This is a genomic window from Actinomyces sp. zg328 (assembly GCF_009829635.1).
In the GTDB taxonomy this organism is placed as follows: Bacteria; Actinomycetota; Actinomycetes; order Actinomycetales; family Actinomycetaceae; genus Actinomyces; species Actinomyces marmotae.
In genome coordinates this window covers 42,048-68,595 of record NZ_VWPE01000013.1, presented here as the reverse complement: position 1 = coordinate 68,595, position 26,548 = coordinate 42,048, and the positions used below count along the sequence as shown (strand labels likewise).

Below are 26,548 nucleotides of genomic sequence, written 5' to 3'. Positions count from 1 at the left end.
GTCCCCGCCCCCTCCGGGATCGCGCGCCGGGCGCGCGGCAGGCTCGTGACGGCGGCCCTGGCGGACGCCGTCGCGCAGGGGATCGCGCGGGCGCCGGCGCCCCCTCCTGGCGGGGCGGGCGGCCCCGGCCCGCTCATCGTCAGCGCGGACATCCTGCGGCGGGAGAACGGCCGCGCCTTCCGCGGCGCGCATCAGGCCGGCCTGTCGGCCGCGCAGCGCCGCCGCAACCGCCAAGCCCCTCCCCGGGTCCTCGCGGATGCCAGCGGCTGGGACGCGCTCATCGTCGACGACGTCGTGACCACGGGCTCGACGCTGCGCTCCTGCGCGGCGGCACTAAGAGGCGCCGGGGCCCGGCCCCTCGGGGCCCTCGTCCTGGCGGCGACACCTCCCCCGGCCCGCGCCGCCGCGCGGCTCCCCGGCCCCGTGGGGCCGCCGGGCGGGGCCGGGCGAAGGGGGCGCGCAGCCGCGAAGAGGCTCTGATCCGCGCCTTCCGCCCGGGGCGATCGCGGCCGTGGGCTGCCTCAGGGGAGCACCCGAATGGTGTAAATTGTGTGTCACAAGACACAAGGAGCGCAAGGGGTCCGACGGAGGTATCGGTTCCGCCGGCGGGGACGCCGCGCTCCCCGCGACGCGCAGGAGGTGAGAGCACCGCTCCAGAGCCCGCCGCGAGGCGCGGCGGGTGCCCATCGCATCGGGCCCCGGTTCCCGGGCCGCCCAGGTTCCAGAAAGGTTCCACCATGGACATCACCGTCGTCGGCCGCAACGCTGAGATCAGCCCCCGCCTGCGCGAATACATCGAGGAGAAGGCCACCAAGGTCGAGCAGTTCGATCCCCGCGTCCAGCGCGTCGAGGTCGAGGTCACCCACGAGCGCAACCCGCGCCAGGCGGACACCGCCGAGCGCGTGGAGATCACCGTCATCTCCAAGGGCCCGGTCATCCGCGCCGAGGCCAGCTCCTCCGACCGATTCGCCGCCTTCGACATCGCCATGGGGAAGCTGACCGAGAGGCTGCGCCGCGCCCGCGACCGCAAGAAGGACCACCACCGCGGAGACGCGATCCCGGCCCCCAAGGACCTCCCCGTGGCAGAGGAGGCGCCCGCGGTCGCCGATGAGGCCGAGAAGGCCGACGAGGCCCCGAAGGTGCCCACGGAGAAGGGCGTCGCCGTCGAGTCCCAGCTGGGGGACTCCCCCGTCATCGTGCGCCAGAAACTCCACGATGCCACGCCGATGACCGTCGAGGAGGCCCTGGACCACATGGAGCTCGTCGGCCACCCGTTCTACGTGTTCATTGAGAAGTCCACCAGGCAGCCCTGCGCGGTCTACCACCGCCACGGCTGGACCTACGGCGTCATCCGCCTCGACGCCCAGGTGCTCTAAGAGCGCTGGGCCCGGCCGCTCGGCGGGCCCAGCGAGCCTCGGGCCCGCCCTCCCCCCGGGAGGGCGGGCCCGAGTTGTTCCCGGTCAGCGGCGCCGTCACACGATGGGGTAGCCGGCGTCTGTGACGGTGGTCGAGATGACGCGCCATGTCCCCGAGGCCCTGCTCCACAGTTGGCCGTCGGAGTCCGACAGCAGCATGGTCTGATTGAGGCGGTTGGCGGCGATCCCGTTGGCGGTGGGCGGGCCCGGGGACCGCGAGGCCTCCAGGCATCCCAGTGAGGCGATCACGAGGCTCGCAGTGCCCTGGCCGTCCTGGGACGGCTCGATGGTGATGAGTTCGGTGCCCGAGTACCAGGCAAGCTCACGGGCACCCTGCCCCGTCAGGCCGGCCACGGGGTAAGGATCGCCCAGGCGCGTGGGGCGCCCCTCCCCGTCGCGGATGATCGCCGCGGCATCCACCCGCTCGCCGGACTGGTTGGACGGATCGGCGGCATCGCGATGGCGCACGGCGATCCGGTCCGACTCCGCCGAGATATCCATGCTGATCACGCAACGGCCACTGAGCCAGGCGGCGGCCACCTCCGCCCGCACGCCCCGCGCGTCAACGACGATGAGCCCGCCCTGGCTGGCCGTCCATATCCAGTGGTGCCTGTCCTGGCGGGGAGGGAGGAGGCCGACGGCGTCCTCGGGCGAGTCGCCGACGGACAGGATCGAGGCGGCCTGGGTCCCGCCGGGCCCGACCCGCAGGATGCTGGGACCCGACACGACGCACACGCCCCCATCCACTCCCAGTGAGGGGTGGCGGGCGCCCATGGTGCCCAGCGTCGAGGGTTGCATGAGCACGGCGCGGGTCGTGCTCGTGCCGCGCACCACCGCGCCACCGCTCATCCCCACGACCGCGCCCGGCTCCGCGGCGGCGTCGAGAGGGGTGACCTGCGCGGCGAGCCGCTGATCACCGGCCATGACGATGACAGTGTCGATCCCGCTGACCTCCTTCATGGTGGCGGTGATCTGGGCGACGGCGAGCGCCTGGGCCTCGGAGCCCCAGGAGGAGGCGTCCGCGCGCAGGCGCACGGTGGCCACTCGGTCCACGACCTTGACTTCCTGGAGTCTCGTCCCGTTGGGGATCGCGGTGGTCGCCACGTCCTTCAACCAGGCGGCGGGCCCCGACAGGAGCGCCTCGAGGGCGGCCTCCTCCAAGCGCTTGCGCGACAACCAGCGGGGGTCGGGGATGGGGCGGTCGTGCGCGGCGTTGAGGAACCTGATGCTCTGCTGGGTGAAGGCGGTGCGCAGCACGGAGCCCTGCACGACGGCGCCCGGCGGCAGCGAGGCGATCCGCCACTGCCCCCGCGCCGTGGTGACGAGGGTGAGCGACTCGGAGTAGTCGAGGCCCTGAGCGCTCAGCACACCGGTGGAGTCGAGGCTGCCCTCCAGCTTCCCGGAGATGGTGACCCCGCCGTCGTCCGCGCGGCGCACGGTCAGTGGCTCGGAGCCGGAGGCGAGCAGAAGGGGGGACATGGGCTGCCAGGAGTCGGCCGCGCTGTCGACGAGGAACTCGCGCGCGGTGGCGAAGCCGTCGGAGAGCCCGGCGGTGCAGGCCCGCAGGAATCCCTCGACGATTGCCACGGGGGCCGCGCCGTCGACGGGGCCGGGAGCCGTCTGGATGAGGACGCCACCGCCCTCGTTGACGGCGTCGGACTGGAAGACGTCCCCCTCCGTGGGGAAGCTGGAGCATGCCGCGAGGGAGCCGGCTCCCCCGGCGGCGAGCATCGCGATGGCCGCGCGCCGGCTCGGGAGGCGCGCGAGCAGGGACGAGCCGCCAGTGCCGCGCGGCGCGCTCACGACGTCCTCCCGCCGGAGACCTCCGGGGTTCGGGCCGTGGGCACCTGGCCGGGGGCGATGACGGTGACGTGCCCCGGGGTGACGGCGGCTTCGGCGACGGCCAGGGGCTCCTCCCCATCCCCGTGGGGGCGCGCCGAGCGGCGCGAGACGGGCCCAGGCCCGAGGACGGTCCCGGTGACCGCCTCGGGGGCGCGGCGGGGCTTAACGCGCGCGACGGCGGGGGCGTCGTCGGGGATGCAGGGCAGGGGGCCGGGCGCGGAGTAATGGCCGGGGGTCCCACCCTCGCCGAGCTCGCGCGGGAGGGTGAGGAGGAAGGAGGCGCCGTCGGCGGGCCACCCCCAGGCCTGGAGGGAGCCCCCGTGGAGATGGGCGTCCTCGGCGGAGATCGACAGGCCGAGCCCCGTGCCCCCCAGAGTGCGCTTGCGGGAGGGGTCAGCGCGGTAGAAGCGGTCGAAGACGCGCCCGACCACGTCGGGGCTCATGCCCACGCCGTGGTCGCGCACGCGCACGGCGACGGCGTCGTCGTTGACCGCCATGGTGATGTCGATCGGCTTGGACTCGGCGTGCTCGATCGCGTTGAGGATGAGGTTGCGCAGGATCCGCTGGACGCGCACGGAGTCAACCTCCGCCGTGGCGGGCTCATCGGGGACCTGGAGGCGGATCTCGCAGCCCGAGGACTGGATGTGCACCTCATTGTCCTCCAGGACGCCCGAGAGCAGGTCGCGCAGGTCCACCTCGTCCGAGCGCAGCGTGACCCGCCCGGAGTCGATCCTGGAGATCTCGAGCAGGTCGGTGAGCATCGTCTGGAAGCGGTCGACCTGGCCGTGCAGCAGCACCGCGGCGCGGCGCACAAGGGGGTCCTCGATCTCCTCGCGGAGCTCGAAGATGTGCTCGGCCGCCATCTTGATCGTGGTCAGCGGGGTGCGCAACTCGTGGGAGACGTCGGAGACAAACAGCTGTTGGGACACGGACATGGCGTTGAGCCGATCGATCTGCGACTGGATGGACTCCGCCATCATGTTGAAGGACGTGGCCAGGGCGGCGAGCTCGTCCTCCCCGTTGACGGCCAAGGGCTCATCGAGGCGCCCCTCCGCCAGGCGCTTGGCGGCCAGGGAGGTCCGCCGCACGGGGATGAGTACGCGCCAGGTGAACACCGCCACCGCCACGATGATGATGACGAGGAAGCCGACCCCCGTGAGGACCACGGAGCGCTTGACCGTGTCCGCCACCTGCTGCTGGGACTCCAGCGAGTAGACGATGTAGAGCTCGTAGTCCCCGGCCAGCGGCATGGAGACACGCGATCCGACCACCATCCCGGGCACGGTCCCGGAGCGTTCCCCGGGAACGCTCACGGACTGCCAGTACTGCCGGCCGGTCCGGCCATTGCGGACCTCGCGCTCCATGCGATCCGTGATGAGAGCGGTCAGACGGTCATCGGTAGCCAGGGTGTTGATAGCCACCGACGACGACTCCCCGCTGCCCTGGACGACGGCTCCGATCACCCCGGCGCCCGACGCGTAGTCGCTGATCCCCGACAACTCGGCTTGGATCGCCGCGGAGACCTCCTCGGAGGTGGAGGCCGTCGTCGTCGCCAGGGCCGACTGGGCGGCGACGATGCGCTGCTTCGCGTTGGTCAGGATCGCGTCGCGCCGGTCGTTGAAGACATTCTGGTGGATGGTGATGTTGACGATGCTCAGCAGGATGGCGGTGGCCAGGGCCCCGATGAGGACCGCGCCCAGGGTCATCCTGGCGACGAGGCTATGCCGGAAGAGAAGCGTCGGGCGCCATCGGGCGCGCCGGAAGCGCACGGGTCAGCGGACGTCGCCGGCGCGGTACCCGACGCCGCGGACCGTCAGGACGATGGTCGGGTGCTCGGGATCCTGCTCAATCTTGGCGCGCAGGCGCTGGACGTGCACATTGACCAGCCGGGTGTCCGCGGTGTGCCGGTAGCCCCAGACCTTCTCCAGGAGCTCCTCGCGGGTGAAGACCTTCCAGGGGGTGCGGGCGAGGGCCAGGAGCAGGTCGAACTCAAGGGGGGTCAGGGCGATGCGCTGATCGCCGCGGCGGACCTCATGCCCGGCAACGTCGATATCGAGGTCGCCAGCGCGCACGTGCTCGGCCACGGGGTCGACACCCCGGCGCAGGCGGGTGCGGATGCGGGCGAGGAGCTCCTTGGAGCGGAAGGGCTTGGTGACGTAGTCATCGGCGCCGGCCTCCAGCCCGGCCACGACGTCCATCGTGTCGGTGCGGGCGGTCAGCATGATGATGGGGACGTCGGACTCGGCGCGGATGAGGCGGCAGACCTCGACGCCGTCGAGGCCGGGGAGCATGAGGTCGAGAAGCACCAGGTCCGGCGTGTTCTCGCGGAAGGCCTCGAGCGCCCGCGAGCCGTCCGTGCAGAACGACGGCGTGCACTCCTCAGCCTCGAGCATGATCCCGATCATCTCGGCCAGGGCGGTGTCGTCATCCACGACGAGGATACTGGTGCTCATGGGGCGTATCTTGGCACGACCATCCCACCTGGGAACACGCTGACACCCCGACTGATTCCTCCTTGTGATATGCGCGGGCCTCCCAGGCCCCCTGAGGGCCCGGGCTCCTCTGGGCGGCCCATGGCCGGGGACCCCTGATTCCTCCTCTGGATGGAGGAGAGCGCCTCGCCGCGCGTGACAGCATGGGGGCATGAGCAATGACAGCAGTGACTGGCTGCCCCCCTCTCAGCCCGATGCCGAGGACCCCGGGGGCGCCGGCGGCGGGCAGCCGGCCCCGGACTCGCCGGGCGCAAGCGGCACTCCCGCGCGGCCCGCCTATGGCGCCTACGGGACCCCGCCCGCAGGCCAGGCGCCCTCGACCCTGGATATGGCCGGTGGTCCCCACCGGGGCCCGCGGGGCTTCTTCGTGGCCCCCAAGCCGGGCATCATCCCCCTGCGGCCGCTGGGCATCGGGGACATCATCTCCGGCGCCTTCGAGTCGATGCGCGCCAATCCCAGGGCGATGCTCATCCCCGCCCTGCTGACCATGACGGTCGTCGGCGCGATCAACGCCGTCGCCAGTTACTCCCTGGGGAGCCCCCTCTCCTCCCTCATCCCGACCCCGGGGGAGGCGCCCACCCCCGAGGAGCCTGAGGCGCAACTGCCCGCCCTCCTGCTCGGCCTGGCCGCCGAGCTGGGCTCGCTCATCCTGACCTTCCTGGCGACGACCGTGCTGTCCGGGCTGCTCATCATGACCGTCTCCCGCTCCGTGCTGGGCAGGGTCGTGAGCGCGGGCGAGGTGTGGAGCCGGGTCAAGGGGCGGATGTGGGCCCTCATCGGGCAGTCGGTGCTCATCAGCCTCATCTCCTTGGCCACCATCGCGATCCTCGGGGGGCTGGCGCTCCTGGCGGTCTACGGCGGTATCAGGGACGCGGCCTCGTCCCTCTCGCCGGTCCTGGCCCTGCTCGTCATCCTGACCGCCGTCGCGGTCGCGATCCTGGCCATCGCGCTGTCCTGGGTGTTCCTGGTCCGCCTGACCTGCGCCCCCAGCGCGCTCATCCTGGAGGACATCGGGATCATCGAGTCGCTCAAGCGCTCCTGGAGCCTGAGCCGGGGCTCCTTCTGGCGGGTGTTCGGCGCCCTGCTGCTGGCGGCGCTCATCTCCGGCACCGCCTCGGCCCTGGTGACGCTCCCAATCTCCCTGCTGACCTCCACCAACGCGCTGGTGGGCAACGGCGCGCTCCCCCTCATGGCGGCCCTGCAGGCCTTCTTGACCGATCTCGTCCAGGCGATCGTCCTCCCGTTCAGCGCCGCGGTATCCGCCTTGATTTACATCGATCTGCGTATGCGGGGCGAGGGCCTCGACGTCGAGTTGCGCCGCGCGGCCCAGGCCTGAATCCGTGGCGGGATCACGCATGATCGCACTGGAGCCGGCTGCCATCCAGGGCCGGGGCGCCCCGGGGGCGCTCGCCCCCTCGGGGGGCCCGCCGGCGACGCCGGACGCCTCGCAGGCCGGCGAGGCAGCCCAGCGCGAGCTGGCGAAGACCGCCTACGCCGAGAGGACCGACCCGCTGACGGCGACCTGGCACTGGATCCAGCACCATGTCGATCTTGGCTCGGTCATCCCCGGCATCCCGCCGTGGGCGTCCGCGACGATCGTGGTCCTCGGGCTGACGGCCCTCGTCATCGTCATCGGCGTGATGGCGAGGCGGGTCACGATCGCCAGGCCCAGCGGCGCGGCCCCAGGACCGCTGCTGGAGGACGACCGCGACGCGGCCACCCTGACCAGCGGCGCGGACCTCGCCGCTGATCGGGGCGACTTCGCCACCGCGGTCGTCGACCGCTTCCGGGCGATCATCCGCTTCCTCGATGAGCTCGGCGTCCTCGAGGACCACCCGGGGCTGACCGCCCACGAGGCGGCCGGGATGGCCGCGAGCGCGCTGCCCGGACTGTCCGCCGACCTCCACTCCGGCGCCCGCCTCTTCGACGCCGTTCGCTACGGGGACGTGGTGGCCAGCCCGGATGAGGACGCCTGGATGCGGGCCCTGGCCAGCGACGTCAAGGACCAGGCGGGGCGCGCGCGGCCGGGCGCCCGGGCCCGCGCCGAGCGCCCCGCTGACGCGGCGACCGCGAGCGGGGAGCGCCGGTGACCCCCATCGGGGCGCGCCCCAGGACCGCGGCTGCCGTCCCGTCGTCCCCGGAGCCAGGGCCGGCGGGCGGGGGCGCTGACCAGGTCATCGGCGCCACCATCGGTCAACGCCTGCGCTCCTGGAGGCCAGGGCTCCTCACGCTGCTCGCCCTGCTCGTCCTGGTCCTCCTCGCCCAGGCCCTCAAGCCCGCTGAGTCCACCACGCCGCTGGCCATCGACAACCCGCGTCCCAACGGGGCGCGGGCCCTCGCGGCCCTCGTGAGCGAGTGGGGCGTCGAGGTCCATGCCGTCTCCAGCGCGCGCGCCGCGCGCGAGGCCTCAGCCGAGGGCGCGACCGTCGTTCTCATCAACGCCGGGAGCCTCAGCGACGAGGAGCAGGCGCAGCTCGCCTCGGCCGGCGGCGACGTCGTCGTCATCGGCGCCCTCCACAACAGCCTCGGGGGGCTCACCGAGCTCACGCCCAGTGGCGTCAGCGCCGCCCCCGGCGCCACCGTCAGCGCCCAGTGCGACGACGCCGACGCCCAGGCCGCGGGGACCATCCCGGCCGGGCGCGGATCGGTGGGGCTGGGCGGCGCGCAGGGGGCCACCGGCTGCTTCCCCGTCGCCGACGGCGTGTACGGCTACGCCACGGCGCCGCTCCCCTCGGGCGGGACCCTGCGCGTCCTGGCCTGGCCCGACACCGCGATGAACTCCCGGCTGCCCGAACAGGGGAACGCGGCGCTGGCGATCCGCGCGATCGGCGCCTCCAAGCGCGTCGTGTGGCACGACGCCGCTCAGGCGCAGAGCCGTAGCATCTGGGACGAGCCATCGTTGCCCCGCTTCCTGCCGGTCATCCTGGCGCAGTTGACCATCGCGGCGCTCGCCTTGGCCATCGTCCAGGGCCGGCGGTTCGGGCGCGTCGTCGTCGAGGATCTGCCCGTCGTCGTGCGCTCCACGGAGACCACGATCGGGCGGGGCCGCCTCTACCGGCGAGCCCGGGACCGCGGCCGTGCCGCCACCGCCCTGCGGGCGGGGACGGCCCTTCGCCTCGGCAAGCGCCTCGGGCTGCCCACGGGCGCTGGGCGAGGCGAGCTCATCGCCGCCCTGTGCCGTGACGGGCGCCTGCAGCCGGCCGACGTCGCCCTCGTCCTCTACGGCCCCACACCCACCGACGACCGGTCCCTCACGGACCTGGCCGCCCAGCTCGACCGACTCGAGAGCGAGGTCCACTCATCATGAGCACCACTGAAACCGGCCGCCCCGATCAGGCCGATCACTCCCCCGCGGCGCCGGTCCCGCCTGGGGGCCCGGAGGCCCCCGGGGGCGCGGGGGCTCCCAGGGGCGCGGGGAGCGCCGGGGGCGCCGGCCCCGATCCCCGCTCCCGCCTCGTCGCCCTGCGATCGGAGATCGGCAAGGCGGTGGTCGGCCAGGATGCCGCCATCACCGGGCTGGTCATCGCCCTTCTGGCTGGCGGTCACGTCCTGCTCGAGGGCGTGCCCGGCGTGGCCAAGACACTGCTCGTGCGCTCCCTGGCCCAGGCCCTGGACATCGACACCAAGCGCGTGCAGTTCACCCCGGACCTCATGCCCGGGGATGTCACCGGCTCCCTCGTCTACGACGCCCGCAGCGCCGAGTTCTCCTTCCGCGCCGGACCTGTTTTCACCAACCTGCTGCTGGCGGACGAGATCAACCGCACTCCCCCCAAGACGCAGGCGGCCCTCCTGGAGGCCATGGAGGAGCGCCAGGTGAGCGTCGATGGCGATCCTCGCCCTCTGCCCTCGCCCTTCATGGTGATCGCCACCCAGAACCCCGTCGAGTACGAGGGCACGTACCCGCTGCCCGAGGCCCAACTGGACCGATTCCTCCTCAAGCTCGTCCTTCCCCTGCCCGAACGCGGTCAGGAGGTGGAGGTCCTCAGCCGCCACGCCGGCGGCTTCGACCCCCACGACCTGGCGAGCGCGGGCCTGACGGCGGTCGCCGGCCCCGCCGATCTCCTCGCGGCCCGCGAGCAGGTGCGCGACGTCGGAGCCTCCCAGGAGGTCCTGGGGTACATCGTCGATCTCGTGCGCGCCACGCGCCAGGCGCCCTCGGTGGCCCTGGGGGTCTCCCCCCGCGGCTCAACCGCCCTGCTCGTGGCCGCGCGCGCCTGGGCCTGGCTCTCCGGGCGCGCCTTCGTCACCCCCGACGACGTCAAGGCGCTGGCGCTGCCCGTCCTGCGTCACCGCATCGAGCTGCGAGCGGAGGCCGAGCTCGAGGGCGTGACGGCGGAGGCGATCGTCACCGGCGCCCTGCGCTCCGTCCCCGTCCCCCGCTGATCCCCATGCGCGAGCCCCGGGTCTTCCATCGATTCCCGCCCTCCACGGCGCCGCTGAGGGGAGCGCCGCGATGTTCCTAGCGCGGCGCACGGCCGTCGTCCTCGCCCTCGGCGCGCTCCCCGGCCTGATCTGGCCCCGGCCCATAACCATCGTGGTCGTCCTGGCCGCGACCGTGATCGCGGTGGGGGCCGATGCGCTGCTGGCGGCCTCGCCGCGCGATCTGCGCGTCCAGCGGAGCCTGGCGGGCGCCATCATGCTCGGCGAGACCACCACCGCCACCCTGACCGTGACCAACACCGGCCCGCGGGCGGCGGTGGCCGAGATCCGCGACGCCTGGGCGCCGTCGGCCGGGGCCACCGGTGAGCGCAGTCGGATGACGATCCCGGCTGGGCAGCGGCGCCGGACCCGCACCGCGCTCACGCCCACGCGGCGCGGGGATCGACGGGCCGATCTCGTCACCGTGCGGCTGCTCGGCCCGCTGGGGCTCGCCGGGCGCCAGGCCTCCCTGGCCGCCCCCGCGCGCCTGAGGGTGCTACCGCCCTTCGCCTCCCGGCACCACCTGCCCAGCAAGCTCGCCCGCCTGCGCGAGCTGGATGGGCGCAGCGCCGTCATGGTGCGCGGCGCGGGGACGGAGTTCGACTCACTGCGCCAGTACGTCGTCGGCGACGACGCGCGTTCCATCGACTGGCGCTCGACAGCGCGCCGAGGGGAGGTCGTGGTGCGGACCTGGCGCCCCGAGCGGGACCGCCGCGTCCTGGTGGTCCTGGACACCGGGCGCCGTGCGGCGGCGCGGCTGGGGGACGCGCCCCGGCTCGATGCCCAGATGGAGGCCGCCCTGCTCCTGGCCGCCCTGGCCTCCCGCGCCGGTGACCGCGTGGACGTCCTCGCCGTCGACAGCGCCGTGCGCGCCCAGGTGCGGGGCGCTTCCGGCGCCTCCCTCATGAGCTCGCTCGCCGACGCCTTCGCCCCTCTGGACGCCTCCCTGGTGGAGACGGACTGGTCGCTGCTGACCTCAGCCGTGCGCCGGCTGCTCCCCCAGAGGTCGCTCGTCGTCATCCTGACCGGCGTCGATGGCTCCGCCACCGGTGCGGACATGCTGCGCGCGACCGCCGCGCTGGCCAAGGACCACGCGCTCATCATCGCCTCGGCCCTCGACCCTGCGCTTGATGGGCTGCGGGAAGACAGGGGCGACGCCGTCTCTGTCTACACGGCCGCCGCCGCCGAGAGCGATCTCGTGGAGCAGCACGCGGTGCGCGCCCGCCTGGCCCGCTCGGGAGCCACGGTGGTCCAGGCCGATCCTGCCGGACTGGCACCGGCCCTGGCCGACGCCTACCTCGCGCTCAAGGCCTCGGGGCAATTATGACGGCGACAACGAGCATGGGAGCGCCAGGCTCGCCCCCGGCGCTGACGGGGCGGCCGGGCCGGGCATGGCGCCCCGCGGGCCCTATGCCCGGGGGCGGGGCCTGCCGCTCAGCCCGCCTCGGGCGCGGCGTCGCCCATCTGATCGGCCAGCACGACGTCGTCGCCACCGGCGAGGGCGCGCTCGGCGCGGCGCCCCAGGACGAGCGCGTATGCCCACAAGACCGCCAGGGAGACCAGCCCCAGCGCCGCCTTGAGCAGCCACGGGATCTGGGCTCCGGTGACGAAGCCCTCCAGGAGCCCGGCGATGGCGAGCGCTCCCGTCAGCCCCACCGCGGCGGTGATGAGCAGCCGGCCGTCCTCGGCGAGCGCCCGTCCACGGGAGCGCGGTCCAGGGGCCAGAAGGGTCCAAAAGAGCCTGAGGCCCACGCCGCCCGCGAAGAACACGCAGGTCAGCTCCAGCAGTCCATGCGGGATGATGAGCGCGAGGAACTGGAGGAAGCGATCATGGTCGGCCATGACGGCGCCGGTCCGGCCCAGGGCCATGGCGTTGACGAGCATGAGGCCGGCGGGCACGACACCGATGATGCCCGCGCCGACGCAGATCGCCGCGATCCGGGCGTTGTTGGTCCACACCAGGGCGAAGAACTCGTGGGAGTCGTAGGTCGAGTAGTAGTCCTCGAAGCTCTGGGCGGCGTACCTGTCCAGTTCGGCGGGCGTCCCAAGGGCGCCCATGGCCTCCGGGCTGCGCAGGGTCCATACGCCGACGATGACGGCGATCGTCGTGAACGCGGCGCCCACGCCGATGGCCCACCAGCGCGCCCGGTAGAGAGCGAGGGGGATCGTCTCGGTCAGGAAGCGGGTGATATCCCCGGCCCGGATCTCCCGAGCGCCGGTGAGCCGCCCCCGCGCTCGGGCCACCCGCGCCGACATCTCGGCGATGAGTTGGGGGTCGGGCGCGGACGCTCTGAGGCGGGACAGGTGCTGCGCGGCGATCCGGTACAGGATCACGAGCTCATCGGCCTGGGCGCCGCTCAGGCGGCGCCTGGCGACCAGGGCGTCCAGCCGCTCCCACTCATCGCGGTGCGCGGCGGCGAAGGCATCGATGTCCACGGTTAGGAGCATGGCATGGAGGATGGAACGACGGCCTCATCCGAGCGGATGATGGAGGAGGTCCGGATCGTCACGGGCGAGGCGGCGCTCCTCGACGCCGCCCCGGCCTCGGCCGCGGTGCGCATGCTCAGCGGCCTCATCGACTACGGCCTGATGATGATCGGGCTCTTCGTGTCCCTCATCACGCTCGTGCCCCTCCTGCGCCCGAGCTCGGCGGCCTCGGAGCCACTGTCCATCATCACGGTCTCGCTCCTCCTCCTGACCTGGCTCATCGCCCTGCCGCTGACGATCGAAACCGTCTCCCAGGGCTCCTCCGTGGGCCGATGGGTCCTGGGACTGCGAGTGGTACGGGACGATGGCGGCGCCGTGAGGATGCGGCACTCCCTGGTCCGCGTGCTCGTGGGCAGCATCGAGATCTACGCCGCCCTGGCGACACTGGCGATCATCTCGTGCACGGTGACCAGGCGCGGCAAGCGGCTGGGGGATCTGCTCGCGGGGACCTACGTGGTCCGCGATCGGGTGGAGACGGCCGCGGCACCGCCGATCCTCATGCCGCCCGAGCTCGCGTCCTGGGCGGAGCGGGCTGATCTGCGCGCCCTGCCGGGGGACCTGGCACTGGTCGCGCGGACCTTCCTACAGCGGGCCTCGACGATCGAGCCCCGTTCGCGGGAACGGATCGGCGCCGAGCTCGCCGCGAGCATCTCCTCCAGCGTCTCTCCCCCGCCGCCGGAGGGCACGCACCCGGAGAGATTCCTCGCGGCAGTGCTGGCGGAGCGGCGGGATCGCGAACTCGCCCTGGCGTGGAAGGACCGCCAGGTGGCCGAGTCGACTCGCGCCCGGATGGCCCTCCTGCCCCACGGCGTCGGCGAGCAGGAGGGCATCCCACCCACCTCGCCCACCCATAACTCCGCCTTCTGAGCGAGACCGGTCGAAAATAGGAGCGAGACCGGTCCGCGGACCGGTCTCGCTCCTATTTTCGACCGGTCTCGCTGGGAGAGAGGTCAGTCCTCCTTCTCGCCGCGCAGGACCCGGAGATGGCCGCGGCGGGTGATCTCCCCATCCCCGAGGCCCGTGAGGTGGTCTGGCAGGACGTCGGGGTCATGGGTGAGCGGGGCCGGCATGATGCCGCCGGGGCGGCCCACGTGCTCGGCGGGCCGGGCCGGGGGCCGGGGCGCGCGCGAGGCCTCGCGGACGGCATCAGCCAGGGCGAGCAGGTCATCCTCCGAGGGCGGCGCGGGGGCGAACTCGGTGGCCAACCGGATGATCTGCCACCCCCTGGGGGCGGTGAAGGACTCGACGTGCTTGGCGCACAGGTCGTAGGCCTCGGGCCGGCGCTCCGTTGACAGCGGTCCGATGACGATCGTGGAATCCGCGTAGACGCTGGTGAGCGTCGCGACAGCAGGGTTCTCGCAGCCGGGCCGCCGGCAACTCCTCACATTCCTCACCAGCGCAGGTTATCGCGCCCGGCCATCGGGAATCACTCCGGGCGACGGCGAGGCGCGCGCGGCCGCCCCTCAGCCCGGCACGTATGGTGGCTGCGTGAGACGCCCCCGCTCCTTCCAGCCCCGAGCCCTCCCGGCCCCGGCCCCGAGGTCGGCCAGGCGCCACCGGGACCGTCACGGGCACGGCCTGCGCGGCCCGCTCATGCCCCCGGTGCTGCCGGCCTGGCGGACCCGCGCCGAGCGCTTCGACGCCCTGGTCATCGAGGTCGCCGACGATCTGGCCCGGAGGCACCCCTTCGTCGCGGACGTGCAGTTCGCCGTCGAGGAGGTTCCGCCCTCCGACCCCGCGCCCTGGGAGCCGGGGATCGTCCTGGGGCGCGGTTTCGCGCCGGAGCCCCGCGCGGGGCTGCCCGGACGGGTGGTGGTCTACCGCCGGCCAGTGGTCTCCCGGACCCGGGACACCACCGAACTGCGCGCGCTCGTGCGCCACGTCGTCGTCGAGCAGGTCTCCACGATGATGGGCCGCCGCCCGGAGGAGATCGACCCGGACTTCTTCTGACGCCCTGCCCGGGCCCCGGCGGCGCGGCTCGCGCCCGGGGCCGGTCAGCCGAGGCTGATCCGCGTGGAGGCCCGCGCGGCGGAGTCGGCGATGACCGGCAGGACGGCGATGAGCGGGCCGGCCGCATCCCCCGAGGCCTCGCGGGTGAGCAGCACGGCGGCGCTCAGGCCGTCAGGCCGCGCGGCGCTCAGCCGCACGGCGCTCACCCCCGCCGGCACCTGGGCCGTCACGCTCGACCCCGCCGGGATGTCGACGGTGGTCGACCACGACCCATCGGGACTGGCCAGGTCCACGGTCCTGGCCTCGCCCGCCGTCGAGGAGATGACGAGCTCCGGCGAGACGCCGTCGCGGGGCATGAGGGCCGTCGCGGAGGCGAGAGCGCCGGACGGGGCCGCCTGGCTCCAGGCGACGTCGTGGGCCAGAGCGCCGGAGCGCGCGGGCAGCTCGCCGCCGACGCGGACCATCCTGGCGGCGGCGCTGACGGGAGCGTCGGAGGTGACCCGGATGCCGTAGGCACCGGGGTCGACGCCAGTCAGGGTGATGTCGAAGACGGAGCCGGGATCGATGGTGACGGCCTGCGCGCCGGGCAGTGGGGTGGGGCCGGCGCTGCCGAGGAGCGTGACCGCGACGGTGGCCGGGGTGTCCCCGGGGTTGACCACGCGCAGGACGGGCTCGTCGGAGGACACCGCCCCGCTCACAGCCTCGGAGCCCTGCTCGGCGGCCTTCGCCAGGGCCACCGCGGGGATGGTCTGCTCGGTGGCGGGCGCGGCGCCCGGGGTGAGCATCTCCACCCCGGCGGGGGTCTCACCGTCAAGGCCCTCGGTGACGAGGGTGGACACGATGCTCCCGCCGTCGGATTCAACGGACAGGGCAATCCTCGGATCGGCGGCGCCAGCGGACTCCAGGAGGAGGGACGAGGTCTTCCCCGGCTCGACGACGACCTCGCCATTGGAGGGAAGGGAGATCGCCCCGGCCGAGCCGTACAGGCGCACGCGGGCGGACACGGTGGTGACGCCGGGGTTGGTCAGGCGCAACTCGGCGGAGGAGCCGAGAGCGGTCGAGCCCCCGACGATCCAGGCGACGGAGCGGCCGGGCGCGCAGGGCGCAGCGGCCAGCCCGCGCAGGTCCCCCGCATCAGTGGCCGAGGTGACGGCGCCGGCGGCACCGGCGGGGCTGGAGTCGTTGGCGGGGGCGGCGGTGAGGATTCCGCCGCCGGAGCCCTGGGGGCCGGTGAGCGTCGTCGGGGAGGAGGGCCCGGCATTCACGGCCGTGCCCGCGTAGCGCAGCGAGGCAGGCGATCCGACGGGGAGGATCGTGGTGGTCGTGGTGGCCTGCCGCACATCGACGCCGCTGAGGGTGTTGGCGGGGGCGGCGGGGCAGCCGTAGGCCGCGGTGCCCGCGGGCGCGTCGATGCCGACGGCGTCGACCTCCCGGATGGGCGCCGCGGGAGCGGGGCCAGCCCAGGCCGCCAGGCCGACGGCGCCGGCGAGGAGGACGACCCCGGCGCCCAATCCGGCGGCGCGCCGAACGGGGCTCGGCCCGAGGCTGAGGTGGGGGCTCATGCGGACCTCCTACGGCGCAGCGGGAGCGCGGCCAGGGCTGTGATCGCCCAGACCGTCATGATGGCGACGGCGAGCATCCGCTCGTCGGCGGAGGAGTGGGTGAGGGTGAGCTCGCCGCCACTGGCGGGGACGAGGAAGGCCTGCTGCCACTGGCCCCGGCCATCGGTCCGGGTGGTGGCCTGGAGGGGCTCGCCGTTGAGGGTGGCGCTCCAGCCGGGATCGGCGCGCTCGGCGAGCACGAGCACGCGGTCGCGCCCGGAGGCGGAGCCGGGGATGGTCGTGGTGGTGCTCTGGCCGGTGAACGGGACGGTGGAGGCGCGCGGGGCGCCGCCGTCGGCGGTCTCGAGGAGGACGGCGCGCGCCGACTGCGCGGCATCGCTGGGGATGACGCGCCAGGAGACGGCGGCGTCCGTGCGCGCGAGCTCCTCCAAGCCGGGGGTGGAGGCCAGCCCGGCGCGGGCGGAGGCCGTGACCTCATCGCCCTGCCTGGTGGTCAGCAGGACGACGCCGATGCCGTGCGCCGAGAGCTCGTCGGCGGCCGTCTCGCCCTGGCCCGCGACGGTGCTGGCGATGGCCGCCGCCAGTGAGGAATCGGCGGTGTCAGCGAGGCCTTCGGCCCCGTCCGCGGCCGAGCCCGCTGAGGCGGACCGGCCAGCGCGGCTGTCGAGACGGGCCCCGGTGGGCTCGGGCAGCGCATCGGTGAGCAGGAGGCCGTCGCCGCGCCAGATGGAGGCGGTCAGCACCGACCCGTCGCCGGTCCCGGTCGAGCCCAGGACGAGGACGCGACTGGCCTCGGGGGCGCGCTGGAGCTCGCGGGCGATGAGCGGGACCTGCCGGGCCGCCGGCCGCAGGGCCATGAGGGGGGCGCCCGGGTTGGTGGCCCGCGCCTGGCCGGGGACGCGGTCGCCATGCGCGACGGCGAGGGCCCATCCGCCGCCGAGCAGCAGGGGCGGGACGAGGGCGAGCGCGCAGGCCAGGGGCGCGGCGATCTGGAACCAGCCGCGGGAGCGCTGGACCAGGGCGGCGCGGGTGGCATCGGCCCCGGCCAGGGCCGCGGCGAGCACCCCCGCCAGGGCGAGGCTCTGCGCGGCGCCCGGCCAGCCGACCACGGTCATGCGGGCGCCGCTGGGCGCAAGGCCGGTGCCGATGATGGTCCCGGCGGTGACGACGGCGAGGGCGAGGGCTCCGATCGCCGTGAGGGCGCCCGCGCGGGCCCTGCCGCCCCGGCGCCCGGAGGCCAGCAGGCCGGTGAGGGCGAGGAGTGGGGCGAGCGCCAGCAGGAGGCGGACGGCCAGGAGCGCGTGCTCGCCGGGAATGAGCGAGGCCAGGTCGATGGGCGAGCCGAGAAGGAGGTCCGCGCGGCCGGGCGCCGGGGTGACCACGGGCGCGCCGGGCTCAGTGAGGAGGAGGCGGAGCGCCGCGGCCCCGTCGCCCGCCTCGCGCAACTGCCAGGCGCGCCACCACACGGGCGCCGGGGTGACGGCGGCCGGGACGAGGGTGAGCAGGAGTCGCCGCGCCCCGCCGGGGGCCCGGCTGGGGCCGAGCGCCCGCTGGAGCGCCTTGACGACGATGAGCAGGAGCAGCGCGGGGACGATGATGGCGGCTGTGGCGGGGACTGCCGCGGTGATGGCGGCCAGGAGCAGCCCGGCGACGGCGGCGGCCGTCGGGGAGCCGGGGCCGTAGTGCTCGACGGCGGCGGTGGCCCGGGCCGCGGCGGCCGCCTGCTGGATCCTGGCGGCCAGCCGTTCGGACAGGGGCTGCCTCGGCGGGGCCCCGGCGCCTTCCCCGGGGCCTTCCTGGGCGTCGTCCTGGGCGTCATCCTCCCCCGCCTCGTCGGCGTGGGGCCCAGAGTCGTGGGGCCCGGAGTCGTCGGGCCCGAACTCTTCGGCGTCGTCAGGGCTCCGGGTGAGCTCCCCTGCCCCTTCGATGGCCTCAGCGGGCTCCTCCGGGCCGGCGGCGTCCGCCCGCAGCCCCGGGGCCCCGGAGCCCCCGGGCCCGTGCTGCTCGCCCGGCTCCCCGAGTTCCGCGAGCTCCTCTTCCGCGAGCTCCCCGAGTTCCTCGACGCGGGCGCTGCTGATGCTCTCGGCGTGGGCGAGTTCGTCGTCGGAGATGCGGTGGGCGCCCGCCAGGCCCGAGAGCACGCGATCGCGGCGGTCGGCGCCGACGGCGCGGGCCAGCGCGACCAGCGCCCAGGGCAGGAGGATGTGGACGATGAGCGAGGTCAGGCGCCCCTGCCCGGCGGCGAACAGCAGGCTGGGCGCGGCCGCCCAGGTCAGGGCGGCCCAGGCTCGCAGGGCGATACGGCGGGTGACCGCGCCCGCGGCAAACCAGGCGCCGGCGGCGGCCAGTGGCAGCGAGGCGAGCAGGAGCAGGTGGACGAGCGCGTCCCCGCTGATACCCGCCGCGCCGGCCAGCGCCATCGGCAGGGCGAGGACCGCGAGGAAGGGCGTCATCGCGGTGGGGTAGCCGTCGGCCGAACCCGCCCAGGTGCTCCAGGCCGCGTCCCACAGGGCCCGCCAGTCCTCGCCGAGCGAGGCGAGCGCCCCGCCCATGACGGAGCGGGCGGTGAGCGCCTCGCTCAGGGCGGTCAGGCCGCAGATGGCGGCCAGGGCCAGGACGGCCCCCAGAGCCCGCCGACGGCGGGTGGCCAGGGCCGCGAGCTCGCCGAGCTCGAGCTCACTGGGCGCGGCGGCGCGGGCGAGGCGCTGGCGCTCCTGGCGGCCCCGGTCCCTCCTGGCCGCGCGGATCTCGGCGGGGTCGAGGTAGAGCTCGGCGAGCACACCGCGCGGGACGGCGGTGAAGGAGGCCAGGCGCCGCCGGCCGCGCCGGATGCGGGCGGGCCGGGAAGCGGCGGTGAGGGCGGCCGCCAACTCGTCGCCCGCCAGGCCCGGGGCCTTGGTGAGCAGGCGCCAGGCCCCCCGCCCGAGGGCGAGGAGGATCATCCAGGCGAGCAGCGGGAGCAGGGGCCGGGTGGAGATCGTGGCCCAGGCGACCAGTTGGGCGGTGCGGCGAGCCCGGAAGGAGCGGTCGAGATCCGGTGGCTCCTCTGAGGCGGCGGCCTCGGGGGCCTGCCCGGCATCGGGGGACTCGGCGCGCTCCACCGGGGAGGGCGCGCCGGCAGCCTCATCGGCGTCGGTGGGAGCACCGCCCGCATCGGCGCCGCGCAGGCCGAGGTAGGTGGCGCGCCGGTGCCGGATGACGGCGCTCGGGACGACGACGACCCTGTGCCCGGCCAACCGCAGGGCGTGGGAGAACTCCAGGCCCTCGGAGAGCAGGGGCATGTCGGGCGAAGCGCCGCCGACCTCCTGCCAAGCCTGATAGGAGATGAGCGCGCCCGCGGTGCCCACGGCGAGCACGTCGCTGCGGTCATCGTGCTGCCCCTGATCGATCTCGCCGGGGACGATGTCGTTCGCGCGGCGCGCCGAGCCCGTGGCCCGCAGCCCGACCTCGAGGAGCAGATCGGGGTTGTCCCAGTCCACCTGCTTGGGGCCGGCCAACGCGATCGAGCGGGCGGTGGTGACGGCCTGGAGGAGCTCGGCGAGGCAGTCGGGCTCCGGGGCGGAGTCGTCGTGGAGGAGCCACAGCCACTGGGCGTCGGAAGGGTCGAGGTCGAGGCTGAGGAGCGGGCGGCCCTCATCCTCGTCACTGACCTCCGGGCGGGGCCGGGCCGCGGCCCGCTCCTGGGCAAGAGCGAGCCCTCGGGCGACGGCGCCGCCAAGGGTGAGCGCGGCGGGGGCGCGCAGGATGCGCACGGCGGTGACGAGGTCGAGGCCGGAGGCCTCCACGGCCTCTTCGACGGGGGTGCCGTCACCCAGGCCGTTGGCGCGCGAGGCGACGTCGACGATGAGCACGGCGGCCGGGAGGGCGGTCTGCGCCGCGAGCGCGACCAGCGCCCGGGGCAGGAAGGCAGTGACCCCCGCGGTCACGACGACGGCGAGGGTCTCATCCTGAGCACGGCCGGCCCCGGCGCCGGGAATACCCTCGGCGCTCGAGCGGGCTTCGGGGCCCGGCGCGGTCATACGGCCCGGCGCTTGAGCTTGCGGCGCTCCCGCTCCGACAGGCCTCCCCAGATGCCGAAGCGCTCGTCATTGGCGAGGGCGTACTCAAGGCACTCCTCGCGGACCTCGCAACTGGCGCACACGCGCTTGGCCTCGCGGGTGGAGCCGCCCTTCTCCGGGAAGAAGGCCTCGGGATCGGTCTGGGCGCACAGCGCGCGCTCCTGCCACGGCAGCGGGCCGGACTCGTCCCCACCCCCGAAGAGAAGGATGATCGCGGCGTCGTCAGCATCATCGGACAGCGCCAGAGGCCCGTCACCGAGGATGTTCCACACGATGGCTTCCCTTCAGAGAGGATCAACTGATGAAACCAAACTACACGTCTGTAAGACCAGGTATCAAGCCGAGAAAGGCCACATGATCTGCTGAGACCGAGTTGAGACGCGCCACTCAAGCCCGCAGATCACCCGCCGTTCCGCGGAAAACCCCGTCACCGAGCCTCGCCGGGGACCCTCAGAAGCGCCTCAACTCTGATTGAATCCGGCTATGAACGACCCCCTCATCCCACTCCTCCCGACCTCGGCCGACGGCGATCGCCCCTGGCTGATCTGGTACGCGCCCGAGGAGCGCATCGAGCTGACGGGGCGCGTGCTGGCGATGTGGTCGTCGAAGACCGCCGCCTTCCTCGACGCCGAGGCGGGCCCCGCGCCCCTCGTCCACTGCGCGCTGGAGCCCCACTGGAGGACGGTGACCTGGTGGCTCGGGACCTGGCAGGCGGGGGGCGGCGTCCTGGACGCGGGCGCCGACGAGACCAGCACCGCCGTCGCGCCCGCCGTCAGCGTCGCCTTCTCCCCCGACCGGCTCCACCAGGACGCCGACGTCCAGGCCCTCGTGGCCCGGGCCTCGCTCGCCCTGCGCTGGCCGGGCGCGCTGCCGCCCCTGGTAAGCGACGGCGTCGCCGATCTCATGGCCCATCCGGACTCCTTCCCAGCCCTCCCGGCGGCGCCCGGAGCCCCCGCGCTCATCGAGGCCACCGGGGCGCCTGGCGGGCCCGGCGCGGGGCGGAGCCTCGACCGGGGGGCGCTGGTCGACTCCCTGCCCCCCGCCACGGGCCCGGCGGGCGCCACGCCCGGGACTCCCGGCGCGGTCCTCATCCGCCACGAGACGATGCCGGCCGCGATGCGCGCCATCCTCGCCGCCTGGAGGGATGGGCGCGCCGCCGTGCTCCTGGCGCCGGGCGCCGACGACGCGCTCGCCACCGCGGCCGCCCGTCAGGAGGGGGCCGCCTGAGGGTCAGGGCACATCCGCCTGGACGACGCTCCCGTCGCCCTCGACGGTGAGCGCCCGCTCGTCCGCCCCGACGAACAGCGCCTGCCCCCGCTGGAGCCGCTCGCGCCCCGCCGTCGTCGAGACCTCTACGCGGCCGTCGATGCCGAGCAGGATGCGCGGACCGCGCCCGGGGACCCCCACGGCGCCATCGGCCGCCGCGACGTCGGTGACGAGCAGTTCGAAATCGTCCACCGGCGCGTAGTAGGCCCGGGTCGCCCGCGAGAGGTACTCGGGGGCGGGCCGCACCGGCGGCGCGGCCACGTAGTCGACGCAGGCGAGCATCTCCGGGATGTCGATGTGCTTGGGGGTGAGCCCGGCCCTCAGGACGTTGTCGGAGGAGGCCATGATCTCCACGCCGAGCCCGCTGATGTACGCGTGGACGGAGCCCGCGGGGACGAAGAGCGCCTCCCCTGCGCGCAGGGTCACCGGGTTGAGCAGGAGGGCGGCGGCGATCCCGGGGTCGCCGGGGAAGGCACGGGCCATCTCCACCGCGTTGGAGTCCGCGCGCCGCGACGGCGAGACCCCCGCGGCCAGGCGGGCCGCGAGCTCGGCGACGAGCTCGGAGATCTCCTCACCGCTGGGACGGCTGTCCACGGAGACGATGTCGGTGAACGCCTGGCGGATGCCGAAGCGGCCGGGCGCCAGGCGCAGGGTCCGGCGCATGCGGCGGGCCAGGGGGGAGGAGAGCCCCGAGAGCACCTCCGCCGCGCGGCGGGGGGCGCGGAAGCCCGCGACCGCCTCGAAATCGGTCAGGGCCAGGACCATCTCGGGCTTGTGGTTGCGGTCCTTGTAGTTGCGCACGGGGCTGGCCAGGTCGATGCCGGCCCGATCCTCGGCCTCATAGCCCTCGATGGCCTGCCCTATGGAGGGGTGGACCTGGAGGGACAGGGCACGCGCGGGGGCGATGATCTTGAGCAGGAAGGGCAGCCGGGGCCCGAAGCAGAGCATGACGTCCTCACCCAGGAGGCGGGCGGGCTCGGCGGCGATCCGCTGGGCGAGGGTGCCCGCCCCCTCCCCCATGGTGGCCGGCCCGAGGGGGTGGGCGCCGAGCCACTGCTCGGCCCAGGGCGCGCCGTCGGGCGCCTCCCCCAGGAGTTCGGGGATGGCGGTGGGGTGCCCCCAGTCGTACCTCTGGCGGAAGCCGTGGAGTCTCTCCATAGGCACACCGTAGCTGCAGCACCGGCGGGTTTCACCCGTGGGAGGGTCGGATGGTACACACTTGGGGACTATGCGAGGCATCATCCTGGCCGGCGGCTCCGGCACACGACTCAACCCGATCACCCTGGGCACCTCCAAGCAGCTGGTGCCGGTGTACGACAAGCCGATGATCTACTACCCGCTGTCCACGCTCATGCTGGCCGGCATCCAGGACGTCCTGGTCATCACCACCCCGCACGACGCCCCCAGTTTCCACCGCCTGCTGGGCGACGGCTCGCAGTTGGGGGTCAACCTGTCGTACGCGGTCCAGGAGACGCCCAACGGGCTGGCGCAGGCCTTCGTGCTCGGCGCCGACTTCATCGGGGGCGAGAGCGCGGCCCTGGTCCTGGGCGACAACATCTTCTACGGCCCCGGCATGGGCACCCAGTTGCGCCGCCACACGAGCCCCGACGGCGGAGTCGTCTACGCCTACCAGGTGGCCGACCCCACCGCCTACGGCGTCGTGGAGTTCGACGCGGACTTCAAGGCCGTCTCCATCGAGGAGAAGCCCGCCCACCCCAAGTCCGACTACGCGGTGCCCGGCCTGTACTTCTACGACAACGACGTCGTCGCCATCGCCCGCGACCTGGCCCCCTCGGCCCGTGGCGAGTACGAGATCACCGATGTCAACCGCGCCTACCTGGAGGCCGGGCGCCTCACCGTGGAGGTCCTGCCCCGCGGCACCGCCTGGCTGGACACCGGCACCTTCGACTCGTTGGCGGACGCCACCGCCTTCATCCGCACCATCCAGCACCGCCAGGGCCTCAACATCGGCTGCCCGGAGGAGATCGCGTGGCGCATGGGCTTCATTGACGACGACGGCCTGCGCCAGCGCGCCGAACCCCTGGTCAAGTCGGGCTACGGCCAGTACCTCCTCGACCTCCTGGCCCGCGGGCGCCGCTGAGGACCGCCGACGAGACGAAGGCAACACGGCCTCCTGTTCAATTTCTGAGCACATGGGACTAGCCTCGAACATACGAGATTCCCATTCAGATCCGAACAGGAGGCCGTCCCATGCCCGGCACCCTCACCCAGCCCCAGTTCGACACCCTGGCCGCGCTCCTGCGCGCGGACGCGGCCCTGACCCAGCGGCAGATCCAGGAGTCCACGGGCATGTCGCTGGGCAGCGTCAACGCCGCGGTGCGCGAGTGCGAGGCCGCCGGCTACATCGCCGAGCGCGAGCTGACCGCCTCCGGCAGGGCCGCACTGGAGCCCTACCGGGTGGACAACGCGATCATCCTGGCGGCGGGCATGTCCAGTCGCTTCGCCCCGATCTCCTACGAGCGCCCCAAGGGCATCCTCAAGGTGCGCGGGGAGGTCCTCGTCGAGCGCCAGATCCGCCAACTCCACGAGGCCGGGATCACTGACATCACGATCGTCGTGGGCTACAAGAAGGAGTACTTCTTCTCCCTGGCCGAGCGCTACGGGGCCAGGATCGTGGTCAACAAGGAGTACGCGACCCGCAACAACAACGGCTCCCTGTGGCTGGTCAAGGAGGACCTGGCCAACACCTACATCTGCTCCTCGGACGACTACTTCACGATCAACCCCTTCGAGTCCCACGTCTACCAGGCCTACTACTCGGCAACGTACATCGCCGGCCCCACCCAGGAGTGGTGCCTGACCACCGGCGCGGGCGGGCGGATCACCGGGGCAACCGTCGGAGGGGCTGACGCCTGGACGATGCTCGGCCACGCCTATTTCGACCGGGCCTTCTCCACCGCGTTCCGCACGATCCTGGAGTCCGTCTACGAGTTGCCCGAGACGGCCCCCAAGCTGTGGGAGTCCATCTACCTCGATCACATCAAGAGCCTCGACATGGTGATCCGGAAGTACCCCGACGGCGTCATCCACGAGTTCGACTCCATCGACGAGCTGCGCACCTTCGACCCCGCCTTCATGGAGAACATCGACTCGGAGGTCTTCGAGAACATCTCGACCGCCCTGGGCTGCGAGCGCGGCCAGATCGGCGCCTTCTACCCCCTCAAGCAGGGCATCACGAACCTGTCCTGCCACTTCTCCGTAGGCGAGGACGAGTACGTCTACCGCCACCCCGGCGCAGGCACCAACCAGCTCATCGACCGCCGCGCGGAGATCGAGGCCCTTCGGCTCGCCGGCGAGCTCGGCCTGGACTCCACCTTCCTGGCCGGGGACCCGGAGCAGGGCTGGAAGATCTCCCGCTACGTCCCCGACTGCCGCAACCTGGACGTGTCCAATCCCAGCGAGTTGGAGCGGGCCATGCGCATGGACCGCGCCCTGCACGAGTCGGGACGCGAGCTCGCGCGCAGCTTTGATTTCGTGACCGAGGGGCTGCGCTACGAGTCCCTTCTGGCGGCCCGGGGCCCCATCGACATCCCCGGCTACGACGAACTGCGCGCCAAGGTGCTGCGCCTCAAGGAGTTCGCCGACGCCGACGGCTTCGGGCTGGCCCCCAGCCATAACGACTTCTTCCCGCTGAACTTCCTCGTGGACGCCTCCGGCGAACTCTCCCTCATCGACTGGGAGTACGCCGGCATGTCCGACGTCGCCGCCGACTTCGGCACGATGGTGGTCTGCGCGCAACTGGGCGCCGAGCGCGCCGAGGACGCCCTGGGCTACTACTTCGGCCGCACCCCCACCCCCGTCGAGCGGCGCCACTTCTGGTCCTACGTCACCTTCGCCGGCTGGTGCTGGTACGTGTGGTCCCTGGTCAAGGAGGTTGAGGGCGACGACGTCGGCGAGTGGTTCCTCATCTACTACCGGCACGCCGTCGACTACGTCGACTCCCTCCTGGACTCCTACATCTCCGGCACGGACCTCACGGGCCCCCCGGAGGCCCTGAGCGCGAGGAGGAGCGCCTGATGCGCTACGGAGCCATCAGCGGGGCCACCTGGGGCCTCGACACCGTCATCCTGGCCATGGCCGTCGCCCTCGCCCCGTTCCTCGGGGCCCCGCAGGCGCCCATCGCCAGCGCCCTCCTCCACGACGTCATCTCCGCGCTGCTCCTCATGGCCTACATGGGCGCACGGGGGCGCCTGCGCCACACGCTCGCCGCCCTGCGCACCCGCTCGGGAAGGGTCGTGGCGCTGGCCGCCCTCCTCGGCGGGCCGGTGGGCATGAGCGGCTACCTCATCGCCATCAACAACATCGGCCCCTCCTACACCGCGATCATCTCCACCTTCTACCCGGCCCTGGGCACGCTGCTGGCCTACCTCATCCTCGGCGAGCGCATGAGGCCGCGCCAGGTCGTGGCCCTCCTCGCGGCCCTGGCCGCCATCATCGCGATCGGCTGGTCCTCCTCCGCCGACTTCGGCGGCGGCAACGCGATCCTGGGGATTATCGCGGCCCTGGCCTGCGTCTTCGGCTGGGGATCCGAGGCCGTCATCCTCACCTGGGGGATGCGCGACGACTCCGTGGACAACGAGACCGCCCTGCAAATCCGTCAGACGACATCGGGCCTGACCTACCTGCTCGTGGTGGCCCCGATCGTGGGGGCCCTCGGATTCTCCGCGCGCGTCTCCCTGACGCCGGCCACCGGCGTCATCGCCCTGGCGGCCATCGCCGGGACCACCTCGTACCTCTTCTACTACAAGGCCCTGGGCACGATCGGCGCCTCCCGGGGCATGGCCCTCAACATCTCCTACTCCGCGTGGGCGGTCATCTTCGCCCTCGTCCTGCAGGGGACCATCCCCACCGCCTCGCAGGTGGTGTGCTGCGCCGTCATCCTCGTGGGCACGGTCCTGGCCGCCACCGCCAACTGGTCCGACCTGCGGCTCACGCGCCGCGCCCCCGCGCTCGCGAAGGAGGCGTGAGGACGGGGCCGCGCCCGGCCCCACCCGCTCGCCACGCCGCGCGCCGCGGGGCGGTCCGACACGTCGCGC

General features: G+C 73.6%; 22 protein-coding genes. 13 read left to right on the top strand and 9 right to left on the bottom strand.

Annotated features, from left to right (window positions below; genetic code table 11):
- Both GVV75_RS06985 and hpf read left to right on the top strand, forming a co-directional pair.
- Positions 1-480: phosphoribosyltransferase family protein (locus GVV75_RS06985; protein ID WP_268891847.1), on the top strand; the 480-nt coding region annotated here is incomplete at its 5' end.
- 257 nt (positions 481-737) lie between these two features.
- On the top strand, positions 738-1,376 hold the full coding sequence (hpf, locus tag GVV75_RS06980) for a ribosome hibernation-promoting factor, HPF/YfiA family (RefSeq protein ID WP_159524061.1): 639 nt from the start codon (positions 738-740) through the stop codon (positions 1,374-1,376).
- Positions 1,377-1,472: 96 nt separating this feature from the next.
- On the opposite strand, the gene GVV75_RS06975 is transcribed toward hpf, so the two are convergent.
- From GVV75_RS06975 to mtrA, 3 genes are read right to left on the bottom strand one after another with little or no spacing between them, the layout of a single operon-like run.
- The gene (locus GVV75_RS06975) at positions 1,473-3,218 is read right to left on the bottom strand and encodes a GerMN domain-containing protein (protein ID WP_159625675.1); all 1,746 of its coding nucleotides are present in this window, start codon (positions 3,216-3,218) and stop codon (positions 1,473-1,475) included.
- Complete coding sequence (gene mtrB, locus GVV75_RS06970) at positions 3,215-5,026, bottom strand: MtrAB system histidine kinase MtrB (RefSeq protein ID WP_268891780.1); 1,812 nt, start codon at positions 5,024-5,026, stop codon at positions 3,215-3,217. Before mtrB ends, GVV75_RS06975 begins: the two co-directional genes overlap by 4 nt.
- Before the next feature lie 3 nt (positions 5,027-5,029).
- The gene (gene mtrA, locus GVV75_RS06965; protein ID WP_159524058.1) at positions 5,030-5,710 is read right to left on the bottom strand and encodes an MtrAB system response regulator MtrA; all 681 of its coding nucleotides are present in this window, start codon (positions 5,708-5,710) and stop codon (positions 5,030-5,032) included.
- 190 nt (positions 5,711-5,900) lie between these two features.
- Between mtrA and GVV75_RS06960 the strand changes: the two genes are divergently transcribed.
- The 5 genes from GVV75_RS06960 (at position 5,901) to GVV75_RS06940 (ending at position 11,495) form a co-directional block, all read left to right on the top strand.
- Positions 5,901-7,085 (top strand): DUF7544 domain-containing protein, encoded by a 1,185-nt coding sequence (locus GVV75_RS06960; RefSeq protein WP_159716991.1) that lies wholly within the window; start codon positions 5,901-5,903, stop codon positions 7,083-7,085.
- Between the two features lie 19 nt (positions 7,086-7,104).
- Entirely contained in the window at positions 7,105-7,839 is a 735-nt protein-coding gene (locus tag GVV75_RS06955; protein ID WP_159716993.1) for a DUF4129 domain-containing protein, read from the top strand.
- Positions 7,836-9,056 (top strand): DUF4350 domain-containing protein, encoded by a 1,221-nt coding sequence (locus tag GVV75_RS06950; protein WP_159716994.1) that lies wholly within the window; start codon positions 7,836-7,838, stop codon positions 9,054-9,056. Before GVV75_RS06955 ends, GVV75_RS06950 begins: the two co-directional genes overlap by 4 nt.
- Complete coding sequence (locus tag GVV75_RS06945; RefSeq protein ID WP_159716996.1) at positions 9,053-10,132, top strand: AAA family ATPase; 1,080 nt, start codon at positions 9,053-9,055, stop codon at positions 10,130-10,132. Before GVV75_RS06950 ends, GVV75_RS06945 begins: the two co-directional genes overlap by 4 nt.
- 70 nt (positions 10,133-10,202) lie before the next feature.
- Positions 10,203-11,495, top strand: a complete 1,293-nt coding sequence (locus GVV75_RS06940) for a DUF58 domain-containing protein (RefSeq protein WP_159716998.1) — start codon at positions 10,203-10,205, stop codon at positions 11,493-11,495.
- A 107-nt stretch (positions 11,496-11,602) separates the two neighbouring features.
- Here GVV75_RS06940 and GVV75_RS06935 read toward each other — a convergent pair whose 3' ends face one another.
- Positions 11,603-12,616: a stage II sporulation protein M gene (locus GVV75_RS06935; protein WP_236266092.1), complete on the bottom strand. Its 1,014-nt coding sequence runs from the start codon at positions 12,614-12,616 to the stop codon at positions 11,603-11,605.
- A gap of 3 nt (positions 12,617-12,619) precedes the next feature.
- Between GVV75_RS06935 and GVV75_RS06930 the strand changes: the two genes are divergently transcribed.
- Positions 12,620-13,522, top strand: a complete 903-nt coding sequence (locus GVV75_RS06930) for an RDD family protein (RefSeq protein WP_159814070.1) — start codon at positions 12,620-12,622, stop codon at positions 13,520-13,522.
- Positions 13,523-13,605: 83 nt separating this feature from the next.
- On the opposite strand, the gene GVV75_RS06925 is transcribed toward GVV75_RS06930, so the two are convergent.
- The gene (locus tag GVV75_RS06925; RefSeq protein WP_159524051.1) at positions 13,606-14,049 is read right to left on the bottom strand and encodes a DUF3499 domain-containing protein; all 444 of its coding nucleotides are present in this window, start codon (positions 14,047-14,049) and stop codon (positions 13,606-13,608) included.
- A 94-nt stretch (positions 14,050-14,143) separates the two neighbouring features.
- Here GVV75_RS06925 and GVV75_RS06920 point away from each other — a divergent pair, with 94 nt between their 5' ends.
- Positions 14,144-14,605 (top strand): metallopeptidase family protein, encoded by a 462-nt coding sequence (locus tag GVV75_RS06920; RefSeq protein WP_235905430.1) that lies wholly within the window; start codon positions 14,144-14,146, stop codon positions 14,603-14,605.
- A 44-nt stretch (positions 14,606-14,649) separates the two neighbouring features.
- Here GVV75_RS06920 and GVV75_RS06915 read toward each other — a convergent pair whose 3' ends face one another.
- From GVV75_RS06915 to GVV75_RS06905, 3 genes are read right to left on the bottom strand one after another with little or no spacing between them, the layout of a single operon-like run.
- Complete coding sequence (locus GVV75_RS06915; protein ID WP_159814068.1) at positions 14,650-16,167, bottom strand: DUF5719 family protein; 1,518 nt, start codon at positions 16,165-16,167, stop codon at positions 14,650-14,652.
- A complete protein-coding gene (locus GVV75_RS06910) occupies positions 16,164-20,186 on the bottom strand; it encodes a glycosyltransferase (protein WP_159814067.1) in 4,023 nt (1,340 codons plus the stop codon). Before GVV75_RS06910 ends, GVV75_RS06915 begins: the two co-directional genes overlap by 4 nt.
- Positions 20,183-20,437: a WhiB family transcriptional regulator gene (locus tag GVV75_RS06905; RefSeq protein WP_188640695.1), complete on the bottom strand. Its 255-nt coding sequence runs from the start codon at positions 20,435-20,437 to the stop codon at positions 20,183-20,185. Before GVV75_RS06905 ends, GVV75_RS06910 begins: the two co-directional genes overlap by 4 nt.
- 271 nt (positions 20,438-20,708) lie before the next feature.
- Here GVV75_RS06905 and GVV75_RS06900 point away from each other — a divergent pair, with 271 nt between their 5' ends.
- The gene (locus GVV75_RS06900) at positions 20,709-21,452 is read left to right on the top strand and encodes a TIGR03089 family protein (RefSeq protein ID WP_159814065.1); all 744 of its coding nucleotides are present in this window, start codon (positions 20,709-20,711) and stop codon (positions 21,450-21,452) included.
- Between the two features lie 3 nt (positions 21,453-21,455).
- Here GVV75_RS06900 and manA read toward each other — a convergent pair whose 3' ends face one another.
- Positions 21,456-22,649, bottom strand: a complete 1,194-nt coding sequence (gene manA / locus GVV75_RS06895; RefSeq protein WP_159626588.1) for a mannose-6-phosphate isomerase, class I — start codon at positions 22,647-22,649, stop codon at positions 21,456-21,458.
- A 70-nt stretch (positions 22,650-22,719) separates the two neighbouring features.
- Here manA and rfbA point away from each other — a divergent pair, with 70 nt between their 5' ends.
- From rfbA to GVV75_RS06880, 3 genes are all read left to right on the top strand, one after another.
- Positions 22,720-23,592, top strand: coding sequence for a glucose-1-phosphate thymidylyltransferase RfbA (rfbA, locus tag GVV75_RS06890; protein WP_159524046.1), 873 nt, complete (start codon positions 22,720-22,722; stop codon positions 23,590-23,592).
- 110 nt (positions 23,593-23,702) lie between these two features.
- A complete protein-coding gene (locus tag GVV75_RS06885; RefSeq protein ID WP_159524045.1) occupies positions 23,703-25,529 on the top strand; it encodes a phosphotransferase in 1,827 nt (608 codons plus the stop codon).
- Positions 25,529-26,479, top strand: coding sequence for a DMT family transporter (locus GVV75_RS06880; protein WP_159814063.1), 951 nt, complete (start codon positions 25,529-25,531; stop codon positions 26,477-26,479). Before GVV75_RS06885 ends, GVV75_RS06880 begins: the two co-directional genes overlap by 1 nt.
- Positions 26,480-26,548: the final 69 nt, after the last annotated feature.